The sequence below is a fragment of the Shewanella sp. OMA3-2 genome (assembly GCF_021513195.1).
In the GTDB taxonomy this organism is placed as follows: Bacteria; Pseudomonadota; Gammaproteobacteria; order Enterobacterales; family Shewanellaceae; genus Shewanella.
In genome coordinates this window covers 883,804-909,878 of record NZ_CP090974.1, presented here as the reverse complement: position 1 = coordinate 909,878, position 26,075 = coordinate 883,804, and the positions used below count along the sequence as shown (strand labels likewise).

The 26,075-nt window shown below is 42.9% G+C and carries 14 protein-coding genes, 4 tRNA genes and 1 pseudogene; 10 read left to right on the top strand and 9 right to left on the bottom strand.

Features of this window, described 5'->3' with window-relative positions:
* Positions 1 to 190 precede the first annotated feature (190 nt).
* The 8 genes and pseudogenes from L0B17_RS04090 (at position 191) to rimO (ending at position 12,601) form a co-directional block, all read left to right on the top strand.
* A pseudogene (locus tag L0B17_RS04090) lies at positions 191 to 1,293 on the top strand (phosphoribosylaminoimidazolesuccinocarboxamide synthase).
* Between the two features lie 608 nt (positions 1,294 to 1,901).
* Complete coding sequence (locus L0B17_RS04085) at positions 1,902 to 2,954, top strand: porin (RefSeq protein ID WP_235087777.1); 1,053 nt, start codon at positions 1,902 to 1,904, stop codon at positions 2,952 to 2,954.
* A 32-nt stretch (positions 2,955 to 2,986) separates the two neighbouring features.
* The gene (locus tag L0B17_RS04080) at positions 2,987 to 6,235 is read left to right on the top strand and encodes an ExeM/NucH family extracellular endonuclease (RefSeq protein ID WP_235087775.1); all 3,249 of its coding nucleotides are present in this window, start codon (positions 2,987 to 2,989) and stop codon (positions 6,233 to 6,235) included.
* Positions 6,236 to 6,309: 74 nt separating this feature from the next.
* Positions 6,310 to 6,843 (top strand): lamin tail domain-containing protein, encoded by a 534-nt coding sequence (locus tag L0B17_RS04075; RefSeq protein ID WP_235087773.1) that lies wholly within the window; start codon positions 6,310 to 6,312, stop codon positions 6,841 to 6,843.
* Positions 6,801 to 7,406 carry a lamin tail domain-containing protein gene (locus L0B17_RS04070; protein ID WP_235087772.1) on the top strand — a complete coding sequence of 202 codons (606 nt, stop codon included), beginning with the start codon at positions 6,801 to 6,803 and terminating at the stop codon, positions 7,404 to 7,406. Before L0B17_RS04075 ends, L0B17_RS04070 begins: the two co-directional genes overlap by 43 nt.
* On the top strand, positions 7,385 to 8,950 hold the full coding sequence (locus L0B17_RS04065; RefSeq protein ID WP_336246499.1) for an endonuclease I family protein: 1,566 nt from the start codon (positions 7,385 to 7,387) through the stop codon (positions 8,948 to 8,950). The genes L0B17_RS04070 and L0B17_RS04065 overlap by 22 nt, the downstream gene beginning before the upstream one ends.
* Before the next feature lie 166 nt (positions 8,951 to 9,116).
* Positions 9,117 to 10,859, top strand: a complete 1,743-nt coding sequence (gene ushA, locus L0B17_RS04060; RefSeq protein WP_235087770.1) for a bifunctional UDP-sugar hydrolase/5'-nucleotidase UshA — start codon at positions 9,117 to 9,119, stop codon at positions 10,857 to 10,859.
* 314 nt (positions 10,860 to 11,173) lie between these two features.
* Complete coding sequence (gene rimO, locus L0B17_RS04055) at positions 11,174 to 12,601, top strand: 30S ribosomal protein S12 methylthiotransferase RimO (protein WP_235087768.1); 1,428 nt, start codon at positions 11,174 to 11,176, stop codon at positions 12,599 to 12,601.
* Between the two features lie 210 nt (positions 12,602 to 12,811).
* Here the strand turns inward: rimO and L0B17_RS04050 are convergent.
* The 4 genes from L0B17_RS04050 to L0B17_RS04035 all read right to left on the bottom strand — a co-directional run bounded on the left by L0B17_RS04050 (position 12,812) and on the right by L0B17_RS04035 (position 13,289).
* Positions 12,812 to 12,888, bottom strand: a tRNA-Pro gene (locus L0B17_RS04050).
* 73 nt (positions 12,889 to 12,961) lie between these two features.
* Positions 12,962 to 13,038, bottom strand: a tRNA-Pro gene (locus L0B17_RS04045).
* Positions 13,039 to 13,087: 49 nt separating this feature from the next.
* A tRNA-His gene (locus L0B17_RS04040) sits at positions 13,088 to 13,163 on the bottom strand.
* A 49-nt stretch (positions 13,164 to 13,212) separates the two neighbouring features.
* A tRNA-Arg gene (locus tag L0B17_RS04035) sits at positions 13,213 to 13,289 on the bottom strand.
* A 218-nt stretch (positions 13,290 to 13,507) separates the two neighbouring features.
* Between L0B17_RS04035 and L0B17_RS04030 the strand changes: the two genes are divergently transcribed.
* Positions 13,508 to 16,102 (top strand): sensor domain-containing diguanylate cyclase, encoded by a 2,595-nt coding sequence (locus L0B17_RS04030; protein ID WP_235087766.1) that lies wholly within the window; start codon positions 13,508 to 13,510, stop codon positions 16,100 to 16,102.
* Positions 16,103 to 16,192: 90 nt separating this feature from the next.
* Here L0B17_RS04030 and rep read toward each other — a convergent pair whose 3' ends face one another.
* A complete protein-coding gene (gene rep, locus L0B17_RS04025; RefSeq protein WP_235087764.1) occupies positions 16,193 to 18,205 on the bottom strand; it encodes a DNA helicase Rep in 2,013 nt (670 codons plus the stop codon).
* Positions 18,206 to 18,347: 142 nt separating this feature from the next.
* On the opposite strand from rep, the gene ubiK reads away from it, so the two are divergent.
* Entirely contained in the window at positions 18,348 to 18,596 is a 249-nt protein-coding gene (gene ubiK / locus L0B17_RS04020) for a ubiquinone biosynthesis accessory factor UbiK (RefSeq protein WP_226412923.1), read from the top strand.
* A gap of 159 nt (positions 18,597 to 18,755) precedes the next feature.
* On the opposite strand, the gene L0B17_RS04015 is transcribed toward ubiK, so the two are convergent.
* The 4 genes from L0B17_RS04015 to L0B17_RS04000 all read right to left on the bottom strand — a co-directional run bounded on the left by L0B17_RS04015 (position 18,756) and on the right by L0B17_RS04000 (position 26,063).
* On the bottom strand, positions 18,756 to 20,405 hold the full coding sequence (locus L0B17_RS04015) for an amidohydrolase (RefSeq protein ID WP_235087763.1): 1,650 nt from the start codon (positions 20,403 to 20,405) through the stop codon (positions 18,756 to 18,758).
* Positions 20,406 to 20,584: 179 nt separating this feature from the next.
* A complete protein-coding gene (locus tag L0B17_RS04010) occupies positions 20,585 to 22,204 on the bottom strand; it encodes a methyl-accepting chemotaxis protein (protein ID WP_235087761.1) in 1,620 nt (539 codons plus the stop codon).
* Positions 22,205 to 22,574: 370 nt separating this feature from the next.
* Entirely contained in the window at positions 22,575 to 24,359 is a 1,785-nt protein-coding gene (locus tag L0B17_RS04005) for a hypothetical protein (RefSeq protein WP_235087759.1), read from the bottom strand.
* A gap of 123 nt (positions 24,360 to 24,482) precedes the next feature.
* The gene (locus tag L0B17_RS04000) at positions 24,483 to 26,063 is read right to left on the bottom strand and encodes an FG-GAP repeat domain-containing protein (RefSeq protein ID WP_235087758.1); all 1,581 of its coding nucleotides are present in this window, start codon (positions 26,061 to 26,063) and stop codon (positions 24,483 to 24,485) included.
* Between the last annotated feature and the right edge of the window lie 12 nt (positions 26,064 to 26,075).

Below are 26,075 nucleotides of genomic sequence, written 5' to 3'. Positions count from 1 at the left end.
AATAGCTGTCAGCTAATATTATCAGTCACCAAAAGATCACTTATTGGTGCCGAAATTATGCTCATGATTGTTCTGTTATCAAAAAAGCCTATTTAACCCTAGCCTTTTTACGTGGCAAAACTGAGGAATACGGGTAAAATAGCCGCCATCAAAAATAGCCCTTACACCTTCAATTAGAGGAATACTCGTTATGAGTCTTGCCGATTCCGTTTTAGCCGTTAATAACGATTTACCTATTCGCACAGACAAACCCGTGCATAGCGGTAAAGTACGCAGTGTTTACTGGCTAACTGAAGCTGATAGTCGTCGTTTAATTAAAGACAAAGGCTATGATGTTCCTGAAAATACCCCACTTGCTATCATGGTGATCAGCGACCGTATTTCCGCTTTTGATTGTATTTTTCATGGTGAAGGTAATTTACAAGGCATTCCGGTAAAGGCGCAGCACTGAACGCCATTTCAAATAACTGGTTTAAATTATTTGCTGAAAATGGCTTAGCAGACAGCCATATTCTAGATATCCCGCATCCATTTGTGTGGATTGTACAAAAAGCCCGCCCGATTAAAGTTGAAGCCATATGTCGCCAGTACATCACTGGTTCTATGTGGCGTGCATACGCTAAAGGTGAGCGTGAATTTTGTGGTATCACACTGCCCGAGGGATTAACCAAAGATCAAAAATTACCTGAGCTGCTAATTACCCCGTCGACCAAAGGTATTTTAACCGGCATTCCTGGCGTGCCAGCCCAAGATGATGTCAATATTAGCCGCAGTGATATTGAAGCCAATTATCAGGCATTTGGTTTTGAGCAAGTTTCAGACATCGACTTATATGAAACCCTGCTTAAGCAAGGCTTCAATGTCATTTCAGATGCACTGGCCAAGTTAGATCAAGTCTTTGTCGATACCAAGTTTGAATTTGGTTATGTCACGGGTAAAGATGGTCAATCAAAACTGATTTACATGGATGAGGTTGGCACTCCAGACTCGTCACGTATTTGGGACGGCCCAGCTTACCGAGACGGCAAAATTGTCGAAAACTCAAAAGAAGGTTTCCGCCAATTTTTATTAAACCATTTTGACGATGCCGACATTTTATTAAATAAAGACAGAATGCCTGAGCGCGAAGCCTTAGCTCGTGATAACGATTTACCGTTAGCGGCAATGATGTTGGTGTCAGAAACCTACACTGGCGTAGCAGAGAAAGTGACCGGTAAAAAAATCACTTTATCGTCTAACCCCAAAGCCGACATTATTGACATTTTAAAAAGCCAGTACGACCTTATCGACTAGCTTTTTAAGCACTAACTTTTAGATTTCAACCCAATAAAAAGGATGACGTAATGTCATCCTTTTTTATTGAATTGTTATTCGCGTCCGCTTTTCATCCATATCAAAGTATTTCTAAAGCTTTTAAGTGAGGCTGACTGACTATTTTTTAGTTTGTAGAAGCAGATTAATGATCTAAATTTCGTTGCCCATAAAAAAACCCTTCATTTCCACATCATTTCATACAAAATACATACCACAACGTTCTGCCCTAAGCGGTTGATTTTTAGAATCATAAACACCAAATGAGCAACACTGTTCTTCACACAGGTTAATAATATTCAATTTTTCTTTGTTTGACAAACACTTATGTATTAAAAATGTGACTATAACTGCTTTTTTTTGTTGCTTAACTCTGTAACAATCGCAACCCAGGTTAATAAAAATTAACAATAATATTATAAAAATGGGGTCGATATATGAAATATGTAACAAAGGTATTGGCGATTTCACCATCTAATGCTCCACCTCTCTGAGCCGCTAGCAGTTTACGAATTTATTCATAAATATTTTTAATTTTGAGTTTAGCCTTCAAATATAGGCTGACAAATTACTAACCGGAAGTAACAGCAATGTTAAATAAATCAATAATTGCAATCGCTATCGTCACTATGTTTAGTGCTGGTTCAGTGAGCGCTGTAATGCTAGATGGTGAAAGTCAAGGCGACCACATTCGCTTATATGGCGAAGTGGGTGTCGGTGGGCATTTTGATACTCATCCAGATTACAACCACGATGAGTTCTACGACACCAAAGGCTATGTAGATGATAGTTTCGCCACCATGGGCGTAACGGGGCAACGTCAACAGTTTACCTACCGTCTTGAGCTCGATTACCAACGCCGTAACTGGCTTGGCGGCGACGGTGAGTTTGAATTAGCTATCGACAAGTTGTACGTAGGTTATGCCTTCACCGAACAGCAGTGGATCGAGCTAGGCTTGACCGATACCGCATTCGACGATTACGACCACTTCGGTGACTTCACCTTCAACAAGTCCGTTGAAACCGGTGAAGCGGGCGACCAAGAGAACACTATTAAGTATCAAGCTGAATTTGAACATCTTATTTTCGGTACTTCTTACTCTTACGATGGTGAACACAAGAGTGGTGCGCTGCAAGGTGACATTATTAACGGATACATGGGATGGATGTCTGATTTACTCTCTGTAGTTGTTGGGCTAGAAACGCGCGGAGGCTCTAACGGCGTCAGCAAATATGGTGAGCAGCAACAGATAGGTTTGGGTGCACGCCTGAAACTGATGCCAGATTTATCTCTTGGTTTGAATGGTTTTGTAGAAGATGAAGACTTGTCTACACGTAAGGGTGGTGATGTATACCTAGATTACCAAACTTTCCGCAACCAAGGGCTAACGCTCAGTGCCAAGTACGACCTGAATCAACACTGGGAAATCATCGGCTCGGCAAACCACGAAGAGTATGAGGGCTGGGATTTAATTGGTCCTAACTACGACTACACCGAACTGCCACCTGAGTACGGAAAAGAGCGTCGTTGGGCCAGTTTAGGTTTCAACTATCGTCCTGCCCGTGACATCGTGCTGTCCCTAGAAGGCCGAGTTGGCGAAGCCCCTGAAGCAGCCTACGCTTATGCGCGTATGTACTTCTAGTCTGTAACGAATTCAATTTTATAGAGTTTACTATGAAAAAAAGTTTCCTATCGCTGGCCATTGCCAGCACCATCAGCCTTAGCGCCTTCGCTGGCGTTGAAGATCTGCTGATCACCGAAATGATCCAAAGTACCGATGCCAATGTTGGCGCGGTTGAAATCACTAATACAGGCTCTGATGCCTTTACCTTTACCGATGATATTAAAGCTTACCAACGCTCTGACGGTAAGTATGACAATGAGTTGCTCAACTCGGATGCTAAGCCGCTGCTGAGTGGTCAGACGCTTGCATCCGGCGCGTCTATGGTTATTGTCAATAGTAGGTCGAGTGAAGAGTTTCGTAAAACGGTTGTGACTCAAGGTGGCACCGTTGTTATCTCTACATATGATTCCAGTAATAGGTATAACAACCTGTTCATGACCAGCAATGACGGTTTTTTCCTGAAAAATGGCGATACCGTTATCGATCGCGTCGGACGAGTGAATGACGGTAGCAATTGGGCCCCTAACACCACTTTGCGTCGCAAAAAAGCTGCTGACGGCAACAATCCCGCTCAATCAGGTACGTTCGATGCAACTAAGTGGCAGAACATCTTACCCATGAGATTTGATGATTTAGGTAAATCTGAGCTGCCCGCAGCGGATGCTGCCGACATCATGGATATTTTCACTTGTCCAACTAATCAAAGTGAAATCATGTCTCCTAGCGAAGTTCAGGGTGCAGGCTTTACATCGCCTCTGATTGCTGATGGTGAAACCGAATCAGCTGAAATAGTTGCCGTAGAAGGCATCATCTCAGCTAAGGTATCTATCCCTAATGAAGGCTTCTATCTTCGCAATCTTGTTTCTGATAACAATCCAGAGACTTCAGATGGCATCTTTGTTAGCTCTAGTGCTGCTGGTAATCTGAAGGTTGGTCAAACTATCTGTATCGGCAGTAAAGTAGCTGAATACCAAGGTCAAACTCAACTGTCTGCAGATACGGCATTTAGCTGGAATGTGACTGACACTGACATAGCAACCAGCCCGACAGATATTGAGGTGATTAGCGCTGATAACGGCTCTTTCGATAAGACCCTAGAGCGTTATGAAGGTATGTTGGTTAATTTGCCTACCGATCTGGATCCTCAGACTGATGGCGATCAAGATATGCGTATCACTCGTAGCTTCAGCTACAACTACCTGTCGTCTCCTAACGGTCGCAACAACATGGTGGCGGCTTATAAGCGCCCAAATTTACAGCCTAACCACTTGCATGTTGCTGGCAGCCCAGAGTCTAAAGCGGCCTATCAGCAAAACAATGACTATCGTTTAGTGATTGAAAGCTCGCCTAAATCAAACGGTACCGAGTTACCTTACTACGCAGGCTTTAACAGCGACCCACACACTAACTACATCCGTATCGACGATAGTCTCGTTAATGCACAAGGTGTGATTAGCCAATACGAAACAGAGTTGATTCCAGGCACTGATAAGTTTGATCAGGACTACAGCCTGACGATAACCAATCAGTTGGCAAGTGATAACTTTATTCACAATCTACCGCGTACCCAGAAGCCTGATCTGAATGACACTGTGGCAAAAGATGATTTTGCTATCCGCATTGCCAGTCAGAACCTGTTTAACTTCTTTAACTCTCCTTTCGGTGGGGACAATAACAACTATGGCCAAAGCCGAGGTGCAGAGACCTACGATGAATACATTCACCAGAGAACCAAGCTGGTAGAAATTATTCGTGCTCAGGATGCAGATGTAATGGCCCTGATGGAGATTGAAAACAATGGTTTTGGCGATGACAGTGCTATTGCTGAAATTGTGAACCAAGTTAATATCAAGTATGTGGATGAGCGCGCCCAGGATTACAATGGCCCTAACTCTACTGAGAACCGTTATGTGTTTGTTGGTTTTGACAACAACGGTAATCAAATGCTGGATAACCTAGACGCCATTGGTTCTGACGCTATTGCTACAGGTATTATGTATCGCCCAAGCAAGATGAGCATTGAGCGCACTCGCGTGATCGAAATGCCTCAACAAAAAGCGCCGACTATCGTCAACGACTTAGGTGAGGTGATCAAAGATCAAAACCAAGAGATCTTAGAAGACGGTCAAAACTACCACCGCGATGCCTTGGTGGTAACCTTTATCATTAACCAAACAGGCAAGCGCTTAACGCTATCTGTAAATCACCTTAAGTCAAAAGGCTCTAGTTGTTGGGAAGAATGGCAAGATGTTGAGTTTGGCAATGCCACGACTTGGAATAACCGTGAAGCACCCGATCTAGACTACCAAGGTGCTTGTGCTGAGTTCCGCGTAGCCGGCGCCGTGCACTTAGGTGAAGAGATGGCAGACATTCCTGGGGATAAAATCATCCTTGGTGATTTGAACGCCTATGGTAAAGAAGATCCTGTGCTGGTTCTTACCCAGAACCCACGTAATAAGACTATCGTTACCGCTAGCCATACTTTCCTTGGACCTAAGCCGCAGTTTAACCAAGATGGCTCACCGGTCACTATCACTAAGACGTATGGCTATATCGATATCGTCGGTGAAAAGTTCAAAGAGAAAGGCAAGACACCTTGGAGTTACTCTTTCAGTGACGAATTAGGATCGCTTGATCACATCTTGATTTCTCCCTCACTGAAAAATCGTGTGATTGATGCCACTGACTGGCATGTTAATGCGGCAGAGACAGGCTTGTATGACTACCAAAACAGCTTTAAAGGTAGTATCGACGGTACTGGCGCGCACAAGTTTTACAAAGCGGACATCTATCGCGCGTCGGATCACGATCCTGCATTAGTTACCCTTAGCTATAAGCCTGGTGATGCGGATGCTAACGTGCCTCTAAACCTGACAAAACTGAGAAAACTGATCAAGGTTCCTTACCAGATACCTACAGGTATTGCGGCTCAAGTTGGCGATGTAGCCACTGTCAATATGACACCTTATGATGATGACCTGCGTTTAGATTTGACCCAAATGGTACAGCCAAATGTAGTCCTTGCTAATGACACGACAACTTTGGTGAATTTCGAGGTATTCGGTGCACCATCAGCTATCTACAAGGTTACCGTAAGCTTAATGCGTGACGGCAAACTTGTTGAAGGATCTCAGCAAAATTTCCTCGCCAAGGTAGCTAACCGCGACACCTTGATTGCTGACATTGTAGAAGAAGAGAACGATGGTACTGGTGGTGACGGTGGTGCAGGCAGCACTGGCTTCATCAGCTTGCTATCCCTACTCGGATTGGCAGCAACTCGCCGTCGTCTTCGCAAATAAGCGTCGATCTCAATAATGAAGCGCCTGCTTTCGGGCAGTGCGCTTTTCATCAAAGATTCTAAAGAGATAACATTATGAGAATTACAATGAGTGCAGTTGCCACCGCAACGGCCATAGTTCTGGGCACTTTTTCTGCTGCGGCGAATGCTGACTTACTGATTACTGAGTACATTGAAGGTAGCAGCAACAACAAAGCGATTGAAATATCTAACCTAGGTAGCAGTGCCATCGATCTGGATGCTAACGCTTATAAGCTGACTTTGTTTGGCAATGGCAGTACAGATCCTGGTAATACTGAGACTTTAACCGGTATTCTACAGCCAGGAAAGAGCCTCGTTTTCCACAATGCTGGTGCAGCTGATCCGTTTAAAATCGGCAACGCTTCAACCGTCACATTTTTCAACGGTGATGATGCCCTAGTATTAACAAAAGACGATGCGGTTATCGATCGCTTCGGTAAGCGTGGCGAAGACCAGGGTCTGCTTGGACTGATGCAAACGACGCCAATTTCTCCACCGCGAATAAAACACTGCGCCGTAAAGCCAGTGTCACTGCGGGTGATACCGTGGCCGAGGCTGATTTCCCTGGCGCTGTCAATCAGTGGATAGTGTTTGATACAGACACTTCAGATGGCCTTGGCTGCCCAGGTGAAGGCACTTGTAGTGCTGAAGCGACACCTGGTGTTCTGCTGTTAACCGAATACATCGAAGGCAGCAGTAACAACAAAGCGATTGAAATTTCCAACCTAGGTGGCACCGCCATCGACCTAGATGCTAATGTTTATAAGCTGACTCTGTTTGGAAATGGTAGTACGGATCCAGGTAATGCTGAGACCTTAACAGGTACTTTAGCCCCTGGAAAAAGTCTGGTATTCCATAATTCTGGTGCCGCTGATGCGTTTAAAATCGGCAACGCTTCTACGGTAACTTTCTTCAACGGTGATGATGCTCTGGTATTGACCAAAGACGATGTGGTTATCGATCGCTTCGGTAAGCGCGGCGAAGACCCGGGTCTGCTTGGACTGATCCAAACGATGCAAATTTCTCCACTGCAAATAAGACCCTACGTCGTAAAGCCAGTGTCACTGCTGGGGATACTGTTGCCGAAGCTGACTTTCCTGGTACCAACAACCAATGGGCCGTATTCGATATTGATACCGCTGATGGCTTAGGTTGTGCTGGTGAGGGTATCTGTGATGGTTCAGTCACCCCGCCAGCACCAGAGCCAGAAACAGGTCCTTGTACTGGTTGCGAGACGCTGACTCCGGTTGCCGATCCGACTACATTCAATGCTGAAATCTATTACTCAGATGTACTGAGTGGCGAGTTTAATACTGCAGATGAGCTGAAGAATGCCCTGTCTACTATCATTGCGAAAAATCATAAACAACTGACCTATAAGCAGGTTTGGAGCACACTGACCTACGCAGACCAAGATCCCACTAACGATAAAAATGTTATTGAGATCTATACAGGTAATTCTATTTCTAAGTACGACAATCTAGGTGGTGGTAGCGGTGTAGGTAAATGGAACCGTGAGCACGTTTGGGCCAAGAGCCATGGCTTCCCAAGCGAGTCTCAGTGGGGTTATACCGATGCCCATCACCTACGCCCATCAGATCCTGGTATTAACTCTGCACGAAGCAACAATGACTTTGGTGCATGTAAGGATACAGGCGAAGAGGTGCTGTTCAACGGTGTCGCTACTGGCAACTACCTAGACAAAACTACAGACTGCTGGGAACCTCGCGATGAGGTGAAAGGCGATGTCGCGCGTATGATCATGTATATGGATACTCGTTATCAAGGAACAGATACTGCGACGACTCAAATGCCTGATCTCGTTGTGGTAGATCGTCTGACGACTGCAGCCGAGGATAGCGATCCGCTGATTGGTACACTTTGTACTCTGTATGCATGGAACCAGTTAGATACTATTGATACATACGAGCAAAATCGTAACAACCAGATATACAAATACCAGGGTAACCGTAACCCTTTCATTGACCGCCCTGAGTTAGTAAAAGAAGTGTATGGTGCAGTCTGTGGTGACGATCCAAATCCTGTTTTGGCAGTCGAAGGTGATATTGTTACTCCTGATAGTGTCACTGAAGGCGCAGCATATACTATAGATGCCTCTGCAATCAGCGCTGGCGAAGGTGTTGCTCTTACTTATAAATGGGAGCAAATTGTTGCTGAAGAGAAGACCCTCGTTGGCGACCAAGCTATATTGTCTCTAACTGCGCCAAAGATTAAAGCCGATGAGACGTTACACTTCACCTTGACCATCAGCAACGGTACGTTGGAAACAACTCAAGCTGTTAGCCTGAACGTGATTAACGTGCCTTTAACTCTGAATGTAGAGTTTACAGGAACAACAAAAGTGACCGAAGGTGATAAAACGTCCATCACAGCGACGGTTACCGATGCGCCAACAGGGACTAGCTATAGCTGGAAGCAGGTATTTGGTGACTCGGCAGTATTTACGGCTTCAGGTCTGACACTTGATGTTACAGCGCCTAGCGTCAATATCGATCAAGCTCTTGTGTTTGAGCTTACGGTAACAGTTGACGAAGAAAGCTTCAGTAAGCCTGTTAGCATTGAGGTGATAAACACCGAAGATACTGGTTGGACTCAGCCTGATGGCGCGGGTAGCTTAGGTGGTTTTATGGCGCTACTGCTACCGCTAATGTGGTTACGTCGTCGCCAAAGCTAATCATCTGTTAAGCCTATAATAAGCAGCACCTGGATAGCTCTGGGTGCTGTTTTTTTAGCGATACCGCCATTGCCTTATATCTCATATTGGCGCCTTTCCTCATGATGATAAAGCGAGTTCCTAAAGCGAGTGGCAAGGTTTATCAGTCTAATTCTGAAGGATTATTATGAATACTTCACACCGTCACTCTAGCCTACTTGTTACCTGCTCAGCTATCGCACTTGCGTTGACATTGAGCGGCTGTGGTAAGAAGAAGCTGGAAGAAGCACCTAAAGCACCGAAGGTGACAGCCTCTGTCGCCTGTATCGCTGCAGGCGCTGACTGCAAGCGCTTCACCCTGCTACATACCAATGATCACCATGGCCGTTTTTGGCATAGTGAAAATGGTGGTTATGGCATGGCTGCACGTAAAACCATCCTTGATCAAATCCGCAAAGAAGTGATTGAGCAAGGCGGCCAGGTTTTACTGCTCTCCGGTGGCGACATCAATACTGGCGTTCCTGAATCTGACCTTCAAGACGCCGAGCCAGATTTTATCGGCATGAACCACCTTGGTTATGACGCCATGGCCGTGGGTAACCATGAGTTTGATAATCCATCGACTGTGATGGATAAGCAAAGGAACTGGTCAAAATTTCCTTGGTTATCAGCCAACATCTATCGCCAAGTCGATGGTGAATGGCAACGCTACTTTGAGCCCTACAAGCTATTCGAGATTCAAGGTTTAAAGTTAGCCGTAGTCGGTCTAACGACCGAGCAGACCGCAGAGATAGGCAATCCAGAGTATGTTGAAAACCTAAAATTCACTTCAGCTCAAGCTGAGGCAAAAGCGGTTTTGGCAGAGCTTAAACAGCAGCATAAACCAGATCTGGTCTTTGGTCTCACCCACATGGGTCACTATGAAAATGGTAGACATGGCAGTAATGCTCCTGGTGATGTAGCGCTGGCTCGCAGCCTTGAACCTGGTCAGGTTCAGGCTATCATTGGCGGGCACTCACAGTTGCCTGTCTGTATGGAAGGAGATACTGGTGAGTACGTAAAAAAATATGCTCGAGATGAGCCTTGTAAGCCTGATCGTCAAAATGGCACTTGGATCATGCAGGCCTACGAGTGGGGTAAATATGTTGGCCGTGCTGACTTTGAATACTTCGGTGGTAAGCTTCATCTGGCAAACTACGAGCTGGTTCCAGTGAACACTGAAACCAAGTATGGTTTCATGCAGCATTCTTCAATGCTCACCCCCAAAGATCCAGAAACCCTCGAATTGCTGCGTCCATATCAGCGCAATGGTCAGGTCAAGCTACGGGAGGAGATTGGCATTGCAAAGGCTGATTTCATTGGTGAACGTAAGGCTGTTCGTTACCAAGCGACACCTCTAGGGATTATGATAGCCCATGCTCAGACCCAGCTTCCTGCGCCAGCAGATTTTGGTATCATGAACTCTGGCGGTATTCGCACCAGCATAAAGAAAGGCCCGATTCGTTATCGTGATGTGCTTGAGGTGCTGCCCTTTTCCAACAGTGTGACTGTGACAGAGATGAATGGTGCCGAACTGAAAAAGTATTTGTCTAAGGTTGCGCTTATGACTCAAGGCTCTGGCGGCTTTGCCCACTTCAGCGGCATCAAGATGACTGTTGACTGTAAAGCTAAAGATGTTGATATCAGCACTGTGGGTAACAAGCCTTTCAAACTAGAGGATAACTATCGATTTACCCTCCCTAGCTATAACGCTGCCGGCGGTAACAAATACCCTAAGTTGAAGGAACAGGCCAGAGACACCGGCTTTATTGATGCAGATATGCTTTATCAGTTCATCAAAAAGCATAACACGCTCGATCCTGTCGACTATGACACAGTGAAAGATGTTCGCTATATCAATGCTAGAAACTCTGAAGGCTGCAGCGGGTAATTTGGCGTTTGTTAGGCTTGATGCCGGTATTTTTGGCCTTCACTGGACGCTATTTATATTGGCAACGACGTCAATCTAAAGTGCAGTCAAAATAAAAAAGCCAACAAATCTTATACCAGGTTATTTAGTTAACAAAAAGACGACGTTAACTCACATTCCACTATAGAGGTTCAATCGAACCTCTATTTCTGTTAAATAAAAACTTCCCCACGTGGCTTTCATTAGCTGTAATAGCAAAAAGACTGCTGTATAATTCCGCCACTCCAATTTTGGCTGTTAGCTACTCGTTTTTTATACCTATTTATAGAGGCACTATGACTGTTAATCACTATGACCCTAAACAAACCACTACCCTAGCGACACCCAAGAAGGTCATAGAGGAACAAGCCAAATCAGCATTAAGCTCAAATAGTCCAATGCAAGCTAGTGCAGCTAAAATTGGTTTTGTCAGTCTTGGTTGCCCAAAAAACCTTGTCGATTCAGAGCGTATTCTGACCCAGCTGCGTACTGAAGGCTATGACGTAGTCTCTACTTATGCTGATGCAGACATGGTTATCGTCAATACCTGTGGCTTTATTGACAGTGCCGTACAAGAATCGTTAGACACTATCGGCGAAGCATTAGCTGCCAATGGTAAAGTCTTGGTAACCGGTTGTTTAGGGGTTAAGAAAGATGAAATTATTGAGCTACACCCTAACGTTTTAGGTGTAACGGGCCCACATGCCTATGATGAAGTGCTAAAACAAGTTCATCAACATGTTGAAAAGCCAAAACACAATCCATTAATCGATTTAGTGCCCGATCACGGTATTAAACTGACCCCTAAGCATTACGCCTATTTGAAAATATCAGAAGGCTGTAATCACCGTTGCACTTTCTGCATTATTCCTTCTATGCGCGGTGACTTAGACTCTCGCCCCATTGGTGATGTATTAGGTGAAGCCCAGCGTTTAGTTAAAGCGGGTGTAAAAGAATTACTGATTATTTCACAAGACACCTCAGCTTACGGCGTCGACGTAAAACACAAGACCGCATTTTGGGACGGCATGCCAATCAAAACCCATATGCAGCAGCTTTGTGAAGAATTAGCCAAACAAGGTGTGTGGGTACGCCTGCACTATGTATACCCTTACCCGCATGTGGATGACATTATTCCATTAATGGCACAAGGCAGCATTTTACCGTATTTAGATATTCCGTTTCAGCATGCTAACAAGCGCATCCTTAAATTAATGAAACGCCCAGGCAGCTCAGACAGAGTGCTAGAGCGCATTGCTAAATGGCGCGAGATTTGCCCAGAATTAGTTATTCGTTCAACCTTTATTGTTGGCTTCCCAGGTGAAACCGAAGAAGAGTTTGAAGAGTTACTCGACTTTTTAGAAGAAGCACAACTTGATCGCGTAGGCTGCTTTAAATACTCGCCAGTAAAAGGCGCTAAAGCCAACGACTTACCAGACCATGTGCCTGACGATGTTATGGAAGACCGACTACAACGCTTTATGGCTTTACAGGCACAAATCAGCGCCGACAAGCTGCAAGCGCGTATTGGCCAAGAGTATTTAATCTTAATTGATGAAGTGAACACCGAAGGCGCAATTGGCCGCTCATACATGGACGCGCCAGAAATTGACGGTAAAGTGTACTTAACCGACGAGTTTGACGTACAACCAGGCGACCAAGTTTGGGTACAAATTATTCACGCCGACGAACATGATGTGTGGGGCGTTCGCGTAGAAGACTAATCGGTCACTAAATCACGATAATAATGCCAGCTTAATCGCTGGCATTTTTTATGGCCGTCACACTCAGTAAAGCTACAATCAATTAAGTCACAATCGCTTAAGCCGCTATCAGTTAAAGTCGGTTAATCATTTAAGCTTATTAAAGAGGTATTTGATGATTTTATTGCAAAAAGCAAAAAGCCACTCATAAGAGTGGCTTTTGGCTGTATGTGGTCGGTGATAGAGGATTCGAACCTCTGACCCTCTCGTCCCAAACGAGATGCGCTACCAGGCTGCGCTAATCACCGAGATTTTTACTTGAATACAAGTCTGATATTTATTTAACGTTGAGGTTAAACTCGCTATAAGAAAGCGGAAATGTGGTCGGTGATAGAGGATTCGAACCTCTGACCCTCTCGTCCCAAACGAGATGCGCTACCGGGCTGCGCTAATCACCGAAAATAGATATTTAACAATTTGCGTTATCAACAACGCTTTTAGATTGAATGGGGTGACTGATGGGGTTCGAACCCACGACAACCGGAATCACAATCCAGGACTCTACCAACTGAGCTACAATCACCACTGACTTTCAATCTTACTAACCAAATTCGACAAAACATACTACCGAATGGTGCGCCCAGAAGGATTCGAACCTTCGGCCTTACCCTCCGGAGGGGTACGCTCTATCCAGCTGAGCTATGGGCGCTCGCCTTGGTTAGCGACGCATATACTAAGGATAAATTGCCTCCACGTCTAGCCCTGATTCACTTTTTTTAACTGACTGATTAACTTTTGACTAATCCGCTGTAATTGTCATCATTATACGCAGCATAATATTACTTGGATCACATAATAAACTATGTTAATTATATGGGTTGAGATAATGGTTTTCTTTTTATATTTAATGGGATAAAGCAACTGCTGATGATAGATAAGGACGTTAATGATTTAAAGTTAACCGATAACGTTGAATTGCTTCAACGCCGTGTGATGCGCCTGAGGCGTTTGGCCGCTAAATATAAGCGGGCGGAAATCATTCAAAACGCTTTATTAGGCATTTCTAATATTGCGACTAAAGCAGCCTCTTTAGATGACTTCTACATTGGAGTTCATCAACATTTACAACGCTTAATTCCTGCTGACAACTTTTTTATCGCATCGCAAAACCCCAAAACAGGCATGATGAGCTTGCCTTTTTTTGCCGATGAGAAAGACCCACACCCAACTGAGTTATACCCTGATGAAGAAATCTCTGCCATTTTAAAGCGCGGCATAACGGGTTATGTATTCCGCACAGGTCAACCTTTACTGTGTGACGATGCTGGATTTGATCAACTTATCGCTCAAGGGGAAATTCAAGGTTTAGGTTCTCCATGCCATCAATGGCTTGGGGTGCCGATTAAAAATCAAGATATGGTCAGCGGTGTATTAGTTGTCCAAAGTTATAACGAGAAAATCAACTACGGTGAACTTGAACTCGAATTAATGGGCTTTATTAGCCATCATATTTCTGGTGTGATGGAGCGCCTGCTGCATAATGAACAACTTGAATTAGCGATTGAAGAGCGTACTCGAGAATTAAGCCAAGCGTATAACAGCCTTAAATCAGAAGTGAAAGAGCGGGTAAAAGCAGAAAACCTGCAGAAATCATTATTCGAAATAGCTGATTTGTCCGCTTCAAATGTTGCTCAACATGATTTTTATAATCGTATTCATCAAATTATTAGCCAACTGTTACCGGCACAAAATTGTTTTATTTCATTCATTGATAACAACAATACTTTGTCATTTCCGTTTTATGTGTCGCAAGTGGCCAGTGAATATCCAGCAAGCCGCCCAATGCAAGATGGTTTAACCGAATATATTTTACAACATAAGCAGCCAAGGTTACTCAGTAGTGAAGATATTAAAACCTTGATTAAGCATGGTGATATTTATGCTCAATCACCTGCACTGAATAAAACAGAACTAATGCATCAATGGATAGGCATACCTTTAATTATTAATGGCAAGGTTGTCGGTGCGCTAACGATTTACAGTTTAGATAAAAAACAAAATTACCAAATAAAAGATCTTGAACTACTGACTTTCGTTTCACAACATATTTCCAATGCGATTGAACGCAAACATGCGGTTGATTCATTAAAACGCAGCCATGAATTGCTCGAAGAAAAAGTAACTGCCCGTACCCAAGCTTTGGCGCAAATGAATATCAACCTACAAGAAGAAGTTAATCAGCGCCGTAAAATTGAAGCGCAACTGGTACACGATGCGCAGCATGATGGGTTAACGGGGTTACCTAATCGTAATTACCTAATGGAACGCTTATCACAGGCATTAAAGCATGTGAGACGCCATGGCTTAGACCAGTTTGCATTACTGTTCATTGATTTAGACCGCTTTAAAGTGATTAATGATACCTTCGGCCACCTTGAAGGTGACAGGTTTTTAATTGAAACGGCTAAGCGTTTAAAAAGCTGCATCCGTGAAAACGACACCTTAGCTCGAATGGGCGGGGATGAGTTTGTGATATTGCTTGATACCATTCATGGCACCCAAGATGCGGTAGAAGTGAGTGAGCGAATTTTACATCAAATCAGTCAACCATACTTGTTAGCAAATCAAGACTTTGTATCGGGTGCCAGTATCGGCATTGCGTTCAGTAATACCAGCCAGTTAGAAACCAGCGAGTCTATATTGCGTGATGCTGACAAAGCCATGTATAAAGCTAAATCAAATGGCAAGGGCTGCTATATCATTTTCGACAGTAAACTCAGCTATCAGTCTGAGCAACAATATGATCTAGACCAGCAGCTAAAGCTGGCGATTAGCCAACAACAGATTAAAATAGATTATCATCCGATTTACGATATTGATCAAAAAAAGATATTGGCGATTGAGCCTAAAACACACTGGCACCACGATAAGCATGGTAAATGGGAGCATACTAAATTACTGCAACTGGCCAATAATTCACAGCTCGAACTCGACTTTGATGACTATATTTTCAAGCAACTAAACCAAGACTATTCTAAACTGAAGCAAGAGTTTGGTGAAGAAATACAACTATATATGTCCATTTCCAGCCAACATGTAAAACACAAGTATGCACTGCGAAATCTGAAAAAAACCGTCAAAAATAGCGGCATAGACCTATCTAAATTAACCATCTTTTTCAATGAAAAGTCTCTGGTAAAAGACACTGAAAATCATCTCAATGCATTTGATATTATCAAGCAACTTGGGGCTAATATTGGCGTAGATCACTTTGGAACGGGTTATAGTTCTCTCAGTAGTTTGAGCTTTTTACCGATATCAACTTTGATGTTAGATAATGAAATCAGCAAACATTTACTCAATGAAAACCAACTAAAATTAGTTAAAGCATACAGCTTATCCGCTAATGCGTTAGATTTAAAAATTGTGGCTACGGGTATTGATACGCTACAACAACGCCAACAGTTCTTAGCATTAGGCTACCGTATAGGCCAGGGACGAGCGTTAAGGCAAGCACACTGATTAATGGGGCTATGGGGCCTTGCTGACCTAGCTGCACAAGTGCCCTCGCCCTGATAACTCCCACTTCACACACGTTATCACTTATGCTAATTACTTTTTAAACATATCCCGTAGGTTAGCAATATTACTTTTACCCGACTCTACTCTTTGCTGTTCTGTTTGTTGCGGTTTGCGATTTTCCCAAATTAAATCATCCTGTGGCAGCTCCATTAAGAAACGGCTAGGCTCACAGCGTATGGTTTCACCAAATTGACGGCGTTCACGGCAAATAACAAACCACAGTTCACGTTGCGCCCGCGTAATGCCGACATAAGCTAAGCGTCGCTCTTCATCAACGTTATCTTCATCAATACTGGATTGATGCGGCAAAATACGTTCTTCTGCGCCCACCATAAACACAAACGGGAACTCCAATCCTTTTGAAGCGTGCAATGTCATCAACTGCACTTGATCGCCACCTTCATCTTCACTGTTACGCTCCATCATGTCACGCAGCGTTAACCGTGTGACCACTTCAGGCAACGTCATGGGTTCATCAAGCTCATCGCCCTCAAGCATTTCGGTTACCCAGCGATAAAGCTCTGAAATATTTTTCATCCGCATTTCAGCCGCTTTCGCGCTAGTGCTGGTCTCGTACAGGTAATCTTCATAGTTAATACTGCGGATCAACTTTTTAATCGCATCGACAGATTCACCGCGCTTGGCTATCTCACCAGTATCAACAATAAACTGGCCGAATTGATATAAAGATTTAATCGCCGCTGGCGCCAACTCATGGTTTAACCCCGCATCAAAAATGGCTTCAAACATTGAAATATGTTTTTGATTAGCAAAGTTACCTAAGCGCTCTAAGGTTGCCGGACCAATACCACGCTTAGGTAAATTCACTACGCGCAAAAATGCATTGTCATCATCGGGATTAACCACTAAACGCAGGTAAGCCATAATGTCTTTAATTTCAGCGCGGGAAAAAAATGACGTCCCGCCACTGAGTTTGTAAGGGATGCGGTTGGTCATCAACGCCCGCTCAAGTAAGCGCGATTGATGATTACCCTGGTATAAAATAGCGTACTGACCAAATTGGGTACGGCCGACAAACTTATGTCGAATAATTTCCGCAATGACTCGTTCAGCTTCTTGTTCTTCGTTCGCGGCAATCAATACCCGTAATGGTTCACCATAGGCTAATTCACTGAATAAGGCTTTTTCATACACGTGGGGATTATTGGCAATCAAGATATTAGCCGCACGTAAGATGCGCTGGCTAGAACGATAATTTTGTTCTAGTTTAATCAATTTAAGCCTAGGAAAGTCAGTCCCTAATAGGACTAAATTTTGCGGTTTAGCGCCACGCCAGGAATAAATAGACTGATCGTCATCGCCCACCACGGTAAATCTTGCGCGCTCTCCCACCAATAACTTGACTAACTCATACTGGCTGGTGTTGGTATCTTGATACTCATCCACCAACAGGTATTGAATTCGAGTTTGCCAGCGGATGCGTACTTCTTCATTCATGCGCAGTAATAAAGTAGGGATAAGAATTAAATCATCAAAATCTAACGCATTATAGGCTTTCATGTGCTGTGCATAGCGTTGATACAAAATGGCAAATAACTGCCCTTGTTCATCTTTAGCTAGCTTGCGCGCTTGCTGCGGGATCACCAATCCACCTTTCCAATTAGAAATAGCTGAAGCCAGTGATTTGATTAAATCTTTATCTTCATCTAACTCGTCTTGGGTCAGTTCTTTTAATAGCGCAAAGGTGTCTTGATCGTCAAACAGCGAAAAACCCGCTTTTAAGCCCAATACCTTGTGTTCACGCTTAATGATTTCTAATCCCAAGGTATGGAAAGTTGAAATCCACAGCCCACGGGCTTCTTTGCGTCCCATAGACTGAGCCACACGCTCTTTCATCTCACGGGCGGCTTTATTGGTAAAGGTTACCGCGGCGATATTACGCGCTTTATAGCCACACTTTTCGACTAGGTAAGCAATTTTATTAATGATAACTCGCGTTTTACCACTGCCAGCGCCAGCTAGTACTAGACAAGGGCCGGAGACATAATGCACTGCTTCATTCTGTCCTGGATTGAGTTTCATTAAATTGCTTTCCCATTGTTAAACACGAGGGCGGATCATAGCAGATGGTAACTTGGTTGAGTTAACAATTTTGACGTCATATTTTGCTGCTGGCTCATGCCTAAGCTACAATAGCGGCAATATTGGTGCAGGAAGGCAAATCATGATTAATCCAAAGAAAATTGAAGAAGTGGCCAAACAGCTCAGCGAAAACTTACCCAGCGGTGTTAAGCAATTTGCCGCAGAGTTTGAAGAGCGCAGTAAACAGGTACTGCAAAACCAACTAATGAAGCTAGATGTCGTGTCTCGCGAAGAGTTTGAAGTACAGCAACATGTACTATTAAAAACCCGTGAGAAGCTAGAAGCATTACAAGCTCAAGTGACTGAGTTAGAAAAACGCTTAGCTGAGTAATGCCTCAACTCAATGCGTTATTAACATCCATTAAAGCCTCTTTATGAGGCTTTTTTATTAGGCATTATTTCGGCTATCTAGGCTGAAGTTAACTAAAATATCCGGTATAGGATATTTTAGTTAGTGTAAATGAGTGAGTGCCAAAACATAGGCTTAGGATTATTGATCAGCCTGATACACTACACGGCCATTAACCCAGGTGCTTATCACTTTACTGCGCCAGATATCTTGTGCTTTTACGCCAAAGTAATCATCACTCACTAAAATAAAATCGGCTTTTTTACCCACTTCAATTGAGCCTATTATGGTGTCTTGATGACCAGCATAGGCGGCCGATAAGGTGAAACTATCAAGTGCCTCTATACGGGTCAGTTTTTCTGCCGATAGCCAGCCATCTAAAGGTTGATTATCTCTGTCTTGACGGGTGACCGAGGCATGTAAACCAAAGTAAGGATTAGCTGACTCCACCGGAAAATCAGAGCCATTAGCAATACGAGCATTAGCATTTAATAATTTGCGCCATGCATAAGCTCCGGCTAAGCGTGTTTTGCCTAAACGATTTTCTGCCATATTCTTATCACTGGTGGCATGAGTTGCTTGAATAGACGCTATTACCCCTAATTCGGCAAAACGATTAATATCACTCACGTCTAGTATTTGGGCGTGTTCTATTCTGTGTCTTAGGGCGCTTGTGTTGGTTTTTGCTATCGCAGTTTGATAGTTATCTAGCACCACTTTATTGGCATTATCGCCAATGGCATGGGTGTTAACCTGAAACCCTGCGGTCATTGTCTCTAGAATTAATGCGGCTAACTTGTCGTTGGAATACAGCATTAAGCCTTTATGACCATGTTGATCACTGTAATCTGCCAATAAAGACGCGCCGCGGCTGCCTAAGGCACCGTCTGCCGATATCTTCACACTGTCCATTTTAAACATATCATCAGCGGTGTTAATCGGCCCTTTAGCAAGATAGCTAGCATATTGAGGGTCTTCGACCGACAACATAGCATTAATGCGGATAGGCATGGCGTTAGCTTTTGCCAGTGCTTGGTAGGCGTTAATATTATCAATACTGACACCTGCATCGTGCACACTGGTTAAGCCGTAAGAGGCTAACGACTTCATTGCCGTCACTAAGGTTGACTTAAGCTGTGCCGTTGTCATGCCGGGAATAACCTCATATACCAGGTTCATTGCGTTATCGATTAACACGCCCGTAGGTTGGCCCTGGCTGTCTAGAATAATTTCGCCACCTTCTGGTGATTTGGTGGCTGCAGTAATACCGGCAAGCTGAAGGGTTTTACTGTTAACCCACAAGGCATGACCGTCTACTCGACCAAATGCCACTGGGGTATCAGCAAAAGCTTTATCTAAGCTGGCTTTTGTGGGAAATTTTTTACTGTTCCATAACTCTTGGTTCCAACCTCGACCAAGTAACCAACCCTGTAGAGGTGTTTGTTTTACAAAAGATTGCGCCCGACTAATGGCATCATTTTCACTTTGGGTGGCCACTAAATCAACCCGTTGCAAGCTTTGACCATAACCCAAAACATGACCATGGGCGTCAATTAAACCCGGCAATAATGTTTTGCCTTTACCATCAATGATGGTCACGCCTGTTTCAAGCGCTAAATCTGGTTTACCAATATAAACTTGCGTGATTTTATCGTCAGTAAACTTAACTGCTGAAAATGTGTGTAATTGGCCATTATTAACGCTGTAGCCTTGAATGTTATGAATTAATGCAGTTTCAGCCCAACTTGGCGTACAACATAATGCAATCAAACCTATTGCCAATCTTTTCATGTTTCGTCCCTATTAGAATAATAAAATCAGCCCCTATTAAATGTTAATAATTCGTTATAAGCAAGTCGATTAATTCAGCTAAAGACTAAGCTGAAATTGCGCCCTTTCCTGTGACTCACTTTCACAACGAAACTAAATAAAAAGGCCGCTAATCAGCGGCCTTCCATCAAGTAAGCTATTTATATTTCGAATTTTTTAATTTCAGCCTCTAAACTATAGGTCAGTTGTTTGACATCTTCACTGACACTGTGCGCCTGTTCAGAAACCGTATTGGTTTTAGACGCCATGTCAGCAATAACCACAATGCGTTGGGCAGAGTCTTCACCTGCTGTTAGTTGCTCTGTAGCCGCTTGGGATATTTGCTGACTCATATGAGCAATATCAGACAATGATTGGGCAATATTTTTAAGCTCGTCGGTTACCCGTGCTGATTTGGTTACCGTTTCTTCACTGGTAGCAATACTTTGTACTACAGACGCTTTAGCATCTTGGGTCGCCTTTTGCAGCTTATCAATCATTTGTTTAATTTGTTCTGTACTGGTTTGAGTGCGTTGCGCTAGCTGCCTAACCTCATCTGCTACTACAGCAAAACCACGCCCTTGCTCACCCGCTCTCGCCGCTTCAATGGCAGCATTTAATGCCAGTAAATTAGTTTGCTCAGCAATACCTTGGATCACTAATAATACGCTGGCGATGTTATTCACTTCATCGTCTAGCACTTGAATATTTTTACCCGCACTTTCAATCTGGTTTTCTAATAGCGAAATCGTTGTGGCTGACTCTTGGGTTAATCTATGGGCATTAATACCTTGTTGCTCTGCCGCATTAACCGATTGCGCGGCTTGTTTAGCGTGTTCAACAACATTGGCTGAGGATGCGGTTAACTCAGTTATGGCCGAAGCCACCATTTGCGTTTCATCATGCATGGCTCGCGTCAGTTGGTCTAGCTCATTAGAGCGTTTAGTTGAACCGTCGGCCTGCTGATGAAGCGTGTCAGTAACGGTTTTAATTCCTTTAACCACACCCTGCAAACCAACTTGCATATAATTCATTGCACCGACAACACTGTCGCGCTCGGCGGCAGAAAATGCTGAGTGCTGGCGTAAATTACCTCGCGATACACTTAACACAAATTGATGCACCTGCTCAATTTCCGCCCCCAATGAATGATGTAACTTAAAGCCAAATCGTGCCAAGCTGAGTGATAAAATAATCGCGATAACAATGGCAAAACTTAACAAGCCACTGGCGACAGACCAATATCTTGCATCAGCTTCAGCGTAGCTTATACCGGTACCCACATACCAATGCCATACATCAGATTGCTGTACCACTGAGGTTAACTCGACAACGGCACCATCTCTTTCAGACGTCCATTCATAGGTAATAATTTTGCCAGTTTGATTACCCACAAGTTGTTGCACCATTCTGCCAATGCTTTTACCGCTTGCATCAACAAAGTCATTAAAACTGGTGCCATGCAATTGTGGGTCGTGCGGTGTGGCAACAAAATCCATCTTATTGTCGACCACATAAACATATTCTGAGTCGTGATATTTATTTTCACGCAGTACTTGGGTTGCTAATGCCTTAGCTTGTGTTTCGCTAAGTTCACCTGATCTTTGAAATTGCTCAAATTGAGCCACAATATTGGCAGTGTTCTTCATTAATTGATTAATACGGGCAATATTATCACTTTGACTGGAGTCAGATAACGCATGCAGGCCGCCCAGGGCAATGCCTAGATTAGACACAAACAGCAAGGTAGCAAACAAGATTATTTTTGTTTTCAATGTCATAGGAGAACCTCATATCTATCGTAATGCAATAGTATTATTTTTTCGATTTACTGCCCTACTACACCACAATAATGACAGCGATGTCATTATTTATTTAACTAAAATTCAACATATTAAAATTAGAGCGAAAAAGGCAATAAACCAGTAAAATTACTCAGTATTGATCGCATGAATCACCATTGTAGACGTAGCTAAACTTATAATATTGTGAACCTGTAAACAGACTAAGTTTTGATTTTAAGAGACGGGAAACAACATCAATACATTGCAGGTTTTGGACTGTAGATACAAAAATAGGCTGATATATCATCAACCTATTTGGACCGATTAATCTGTCGAGATGAATATCGTTATGTGAAGATATACAAACCTAGTACTCATTCAAACGAGTAGAACTCAACTTTGCCTCTTTACTGTTTTCAACTTTTATGGCTTCAATTAATTGATTATACTTAAATTGCATATCAGCAATCTCGATATCAATGACATATTGCCAAGTCATGCCGAAGTCTTTGGTAAACACGATATCGCCTTTATCACAAAGGAAATACAATTCTTCCTTTGATGAGATTTGAGCTAACAAGGTTTCACAATCTGATTTAGCAAAGCCATGGTATTGCCAAGATTTTTTATCATTCGCTGTTGAGATATGCGTTGATATTATTTTCAACTCACTCGACGCGCGCTTGCCGTTTGTAGACTTTAATCCTTCTCGACCTAAGGTTAACACTGTGCCATCGGCTAACATTAACGGGACACTTTTCTCGGCTTCACCATCGGCAAAAGATTTTAGATAACGGTTAATCGATATCCACGACTCACCAGAATTTTGACTAATAACTTGATCGCCAATACCGTCCCATTGACTGACTTCTACGCCCGCTAAGTCACCGGTTGGTAAAGAAGCAATAGCTAACATGCTGTCGGTTCTAATCTCTTTCCAAGTATCCGTTATTAAGTCATGTTGAAAGAGCTTTTTATCATTTAAAACAGATAGCTGACCAGACTTAGTGATAATAGGAAACACATTACCAATGACGGTTAAAAAGTTATTCGTGTTACGTTGAAAGCTTGTTAGCTTTTGCCAGTCGCTGGCCAATGATGAGAATTTATACGCGCTATATTCGTTGCTCGATTGCGTCATCGCATAATAGCTGCTTTTACCTGCTCCAAACCAAATTATGGCTTCTGTTGCAGGCACTCTTGATACTGGTGTCCATGCTTGTTGCCAGTCTTTGGCAGTAAAAATCTCGCCCCTTTCTCCCGCAACCATTATCATATCTTCTGTTTCTAATATCGCTGCAAGTTGACTATTAGTCGCTAAATTAACTTGATGCCATTTATCTTGCTTGTCTTGCCATTTTAATTGGCCAAATTTAGACGCTATAACACTTTTACCATGAATCGACAGTGGCATAGCCGTTTTACCATATGCATTTTGACGAGATAAGGTACTTAATTCACTTCTGAAACTATCTAAAGTATCTTTTTCCCACGTCAGTACGTTATCTAAATTTAGGCTATTAGCTAAATTCGGGTAGTGAGTGAATAAAAAACTGTCAATTGCACGCAGGGTATTTAAACGAGTAACGTAGGCTTTTTTACTAGATTGTTGACTCCAAAATGACTTTTCTTGCACATTTAATAATGGCTGAAAAACAATGCTGCCTAAGTTGGTCAGTTGACCTTTTTTAACAGTAAAAATGCCAGCCATAACATCTACAGGCATAGTTAACCAAGAGGTGTAATCGCCGCCATTATAGAAACTATATAAACTGGAGATCATATAGCGACCATCAGGCATTGAGCCGATAAATATTTGACTATCGATTAGCCCTTCTTGAGTCGGAGTTAACGAGTAGAAGTCTGGCTTCCAATCAAATCTTGGCTGATCAATTGAGTAGTTCTTTTTTTCTTTTGCTTTATCGATAGCTTGCTGCTTTCTAACCTCCATGTTATCTAATCTGACCACAATCACTTCGGTCCAACCTTTATGATTAACGGCTAAGGCATCGCTATTGTTAATCACTTGAACGCCTACCACCCCGTGATTTACATCAAGAGTTTGATTTTTGTCTATATGAGTGTTTTTGATGGTGCTGTTACAAGCTGAGAGAAGCAATAACGAGATAACTAAAATTGAACGAGCTAACATTTTCATTCCTTTGAACGTTGAACTGATACTATTGTCTTATGCTCAGAGAGGATAAACAAGTCAGTAACATTCAAAAATGTTACTGACTTGTGGCAACAAAATTAAATCAACTCGTGCTAAGCATTACTCTGCAATAAACACCAATATTTTACGCTGTAATGCCTTATCATCCTGGCGGCCATAATGAACCAGTAAATCATCTTTACCATCATGATTAATATCGGTCACTGACACCAGTGAGCCTTCTTTTGGTAAGGTAAACTCCAGCTCATCACTGCGGCTAGAAAAGGGCGTGCCACCACTTTGGCCTGGAAATATTTTCAAGCGTTTTTCGGTATCAGATAACAGTAACTCTTGAAAACCATCACCATTTAAGTCGCCTAAAGTAATCACAGGTTCACCTGTTTGGCCTGAGCTTAAACTAAAACTTAATTCAACTTCTTTGGTAACATTAGCCTGTTTGGGAAATTTAAATTGTTTATCCATTTTAAATACATAAACATCTTGATCAATGCTGCCCGATAACAATGCGCCGACAATTTGTGACACACCAATATCAAAACCAGATACCAAGACTTCATCAATGTTGTCTTTATCTAAATCAACAAAACTGAGTCCTGACAGCGTGCCTTCCGCTCGAATAACACTATTAGGTTTACGGCCAAAACTAAGGGTATTATCTTTGTTGCGCCCGAGATAAACCTCGTAGTCATTACTTTTATCAAATACACCGCTACTTTTGGTATAGCGCACCACTAAATCAGTTATGCCATCACCATTAATATCGTCTAGTTTTTCAACTTTACGGTACATCAAATTGCTTTGATCTAGCTGTCCACCATAGATGTCACGTTTATTCCACCAGTTCACTCCGCTAATAGGCTGACTCACGGGAATAAATGTTGCTGATAACAAAAACTGGCCGTTATCTTGTTGAAAATAGACTTCTAACAATCCCTCTCCCACTTTGATAATATCATCTCGGTTATCGAAATTAGCGTCAGCAAAAAACAAGGTTGGCTGACTGTATTGTGCGCCATTATCGGTTAGTTCAATATTCGGTAATAATGGTAATGATTGTGAGGTAAAAGTCTGTAATTCGGTAGCTAAGTCATCATTAGCAAGCAGTACATGTGTCGCTTTAAAGTCGCTTAAAATAATATCGGCAACACCATCATTATTGATGTCTTTAACAAATTCTCCCCGGGAAATAAAATCAGCTTGGGGAGTTAAGGTAATTGAACTAATACTGGCCACTTTACTGATTTTGCTTTGGGTGGCTTGTTCAGATATTGATGCTAACGCAGGATGACCAACCTGATATTGCCATAGGGTATCGGCACTTAAAAAGTACAGTTTTTGTAATTGCTGACCGTCACCTTCAGGCTGATAAACATCGTAGCGAAACAGTGCTTGGCTTAATGGCTGTTTGTCTAATAAGCTTAATTTGTTTTGTTTAAATCCATAAATATATAGCCAACGTTGTGCATTATCGTCGATACCAATAACAATCAGTTCATTGCCTTCATTGCCTTCATTGTCCATAATATTGGCTGATATAGTGGGCTGAACCAATTCTATATCGGCTTCGATGGTGTGTTCCAAAAAGCTTAATTTGTCCTTCGCGACCGTCACATTTACATGCAAACCAGCTAACACTAACACACTGTAAGCAATACTTTTTACCGCTGAGTTCAATCTCATTATTGTGGCTAT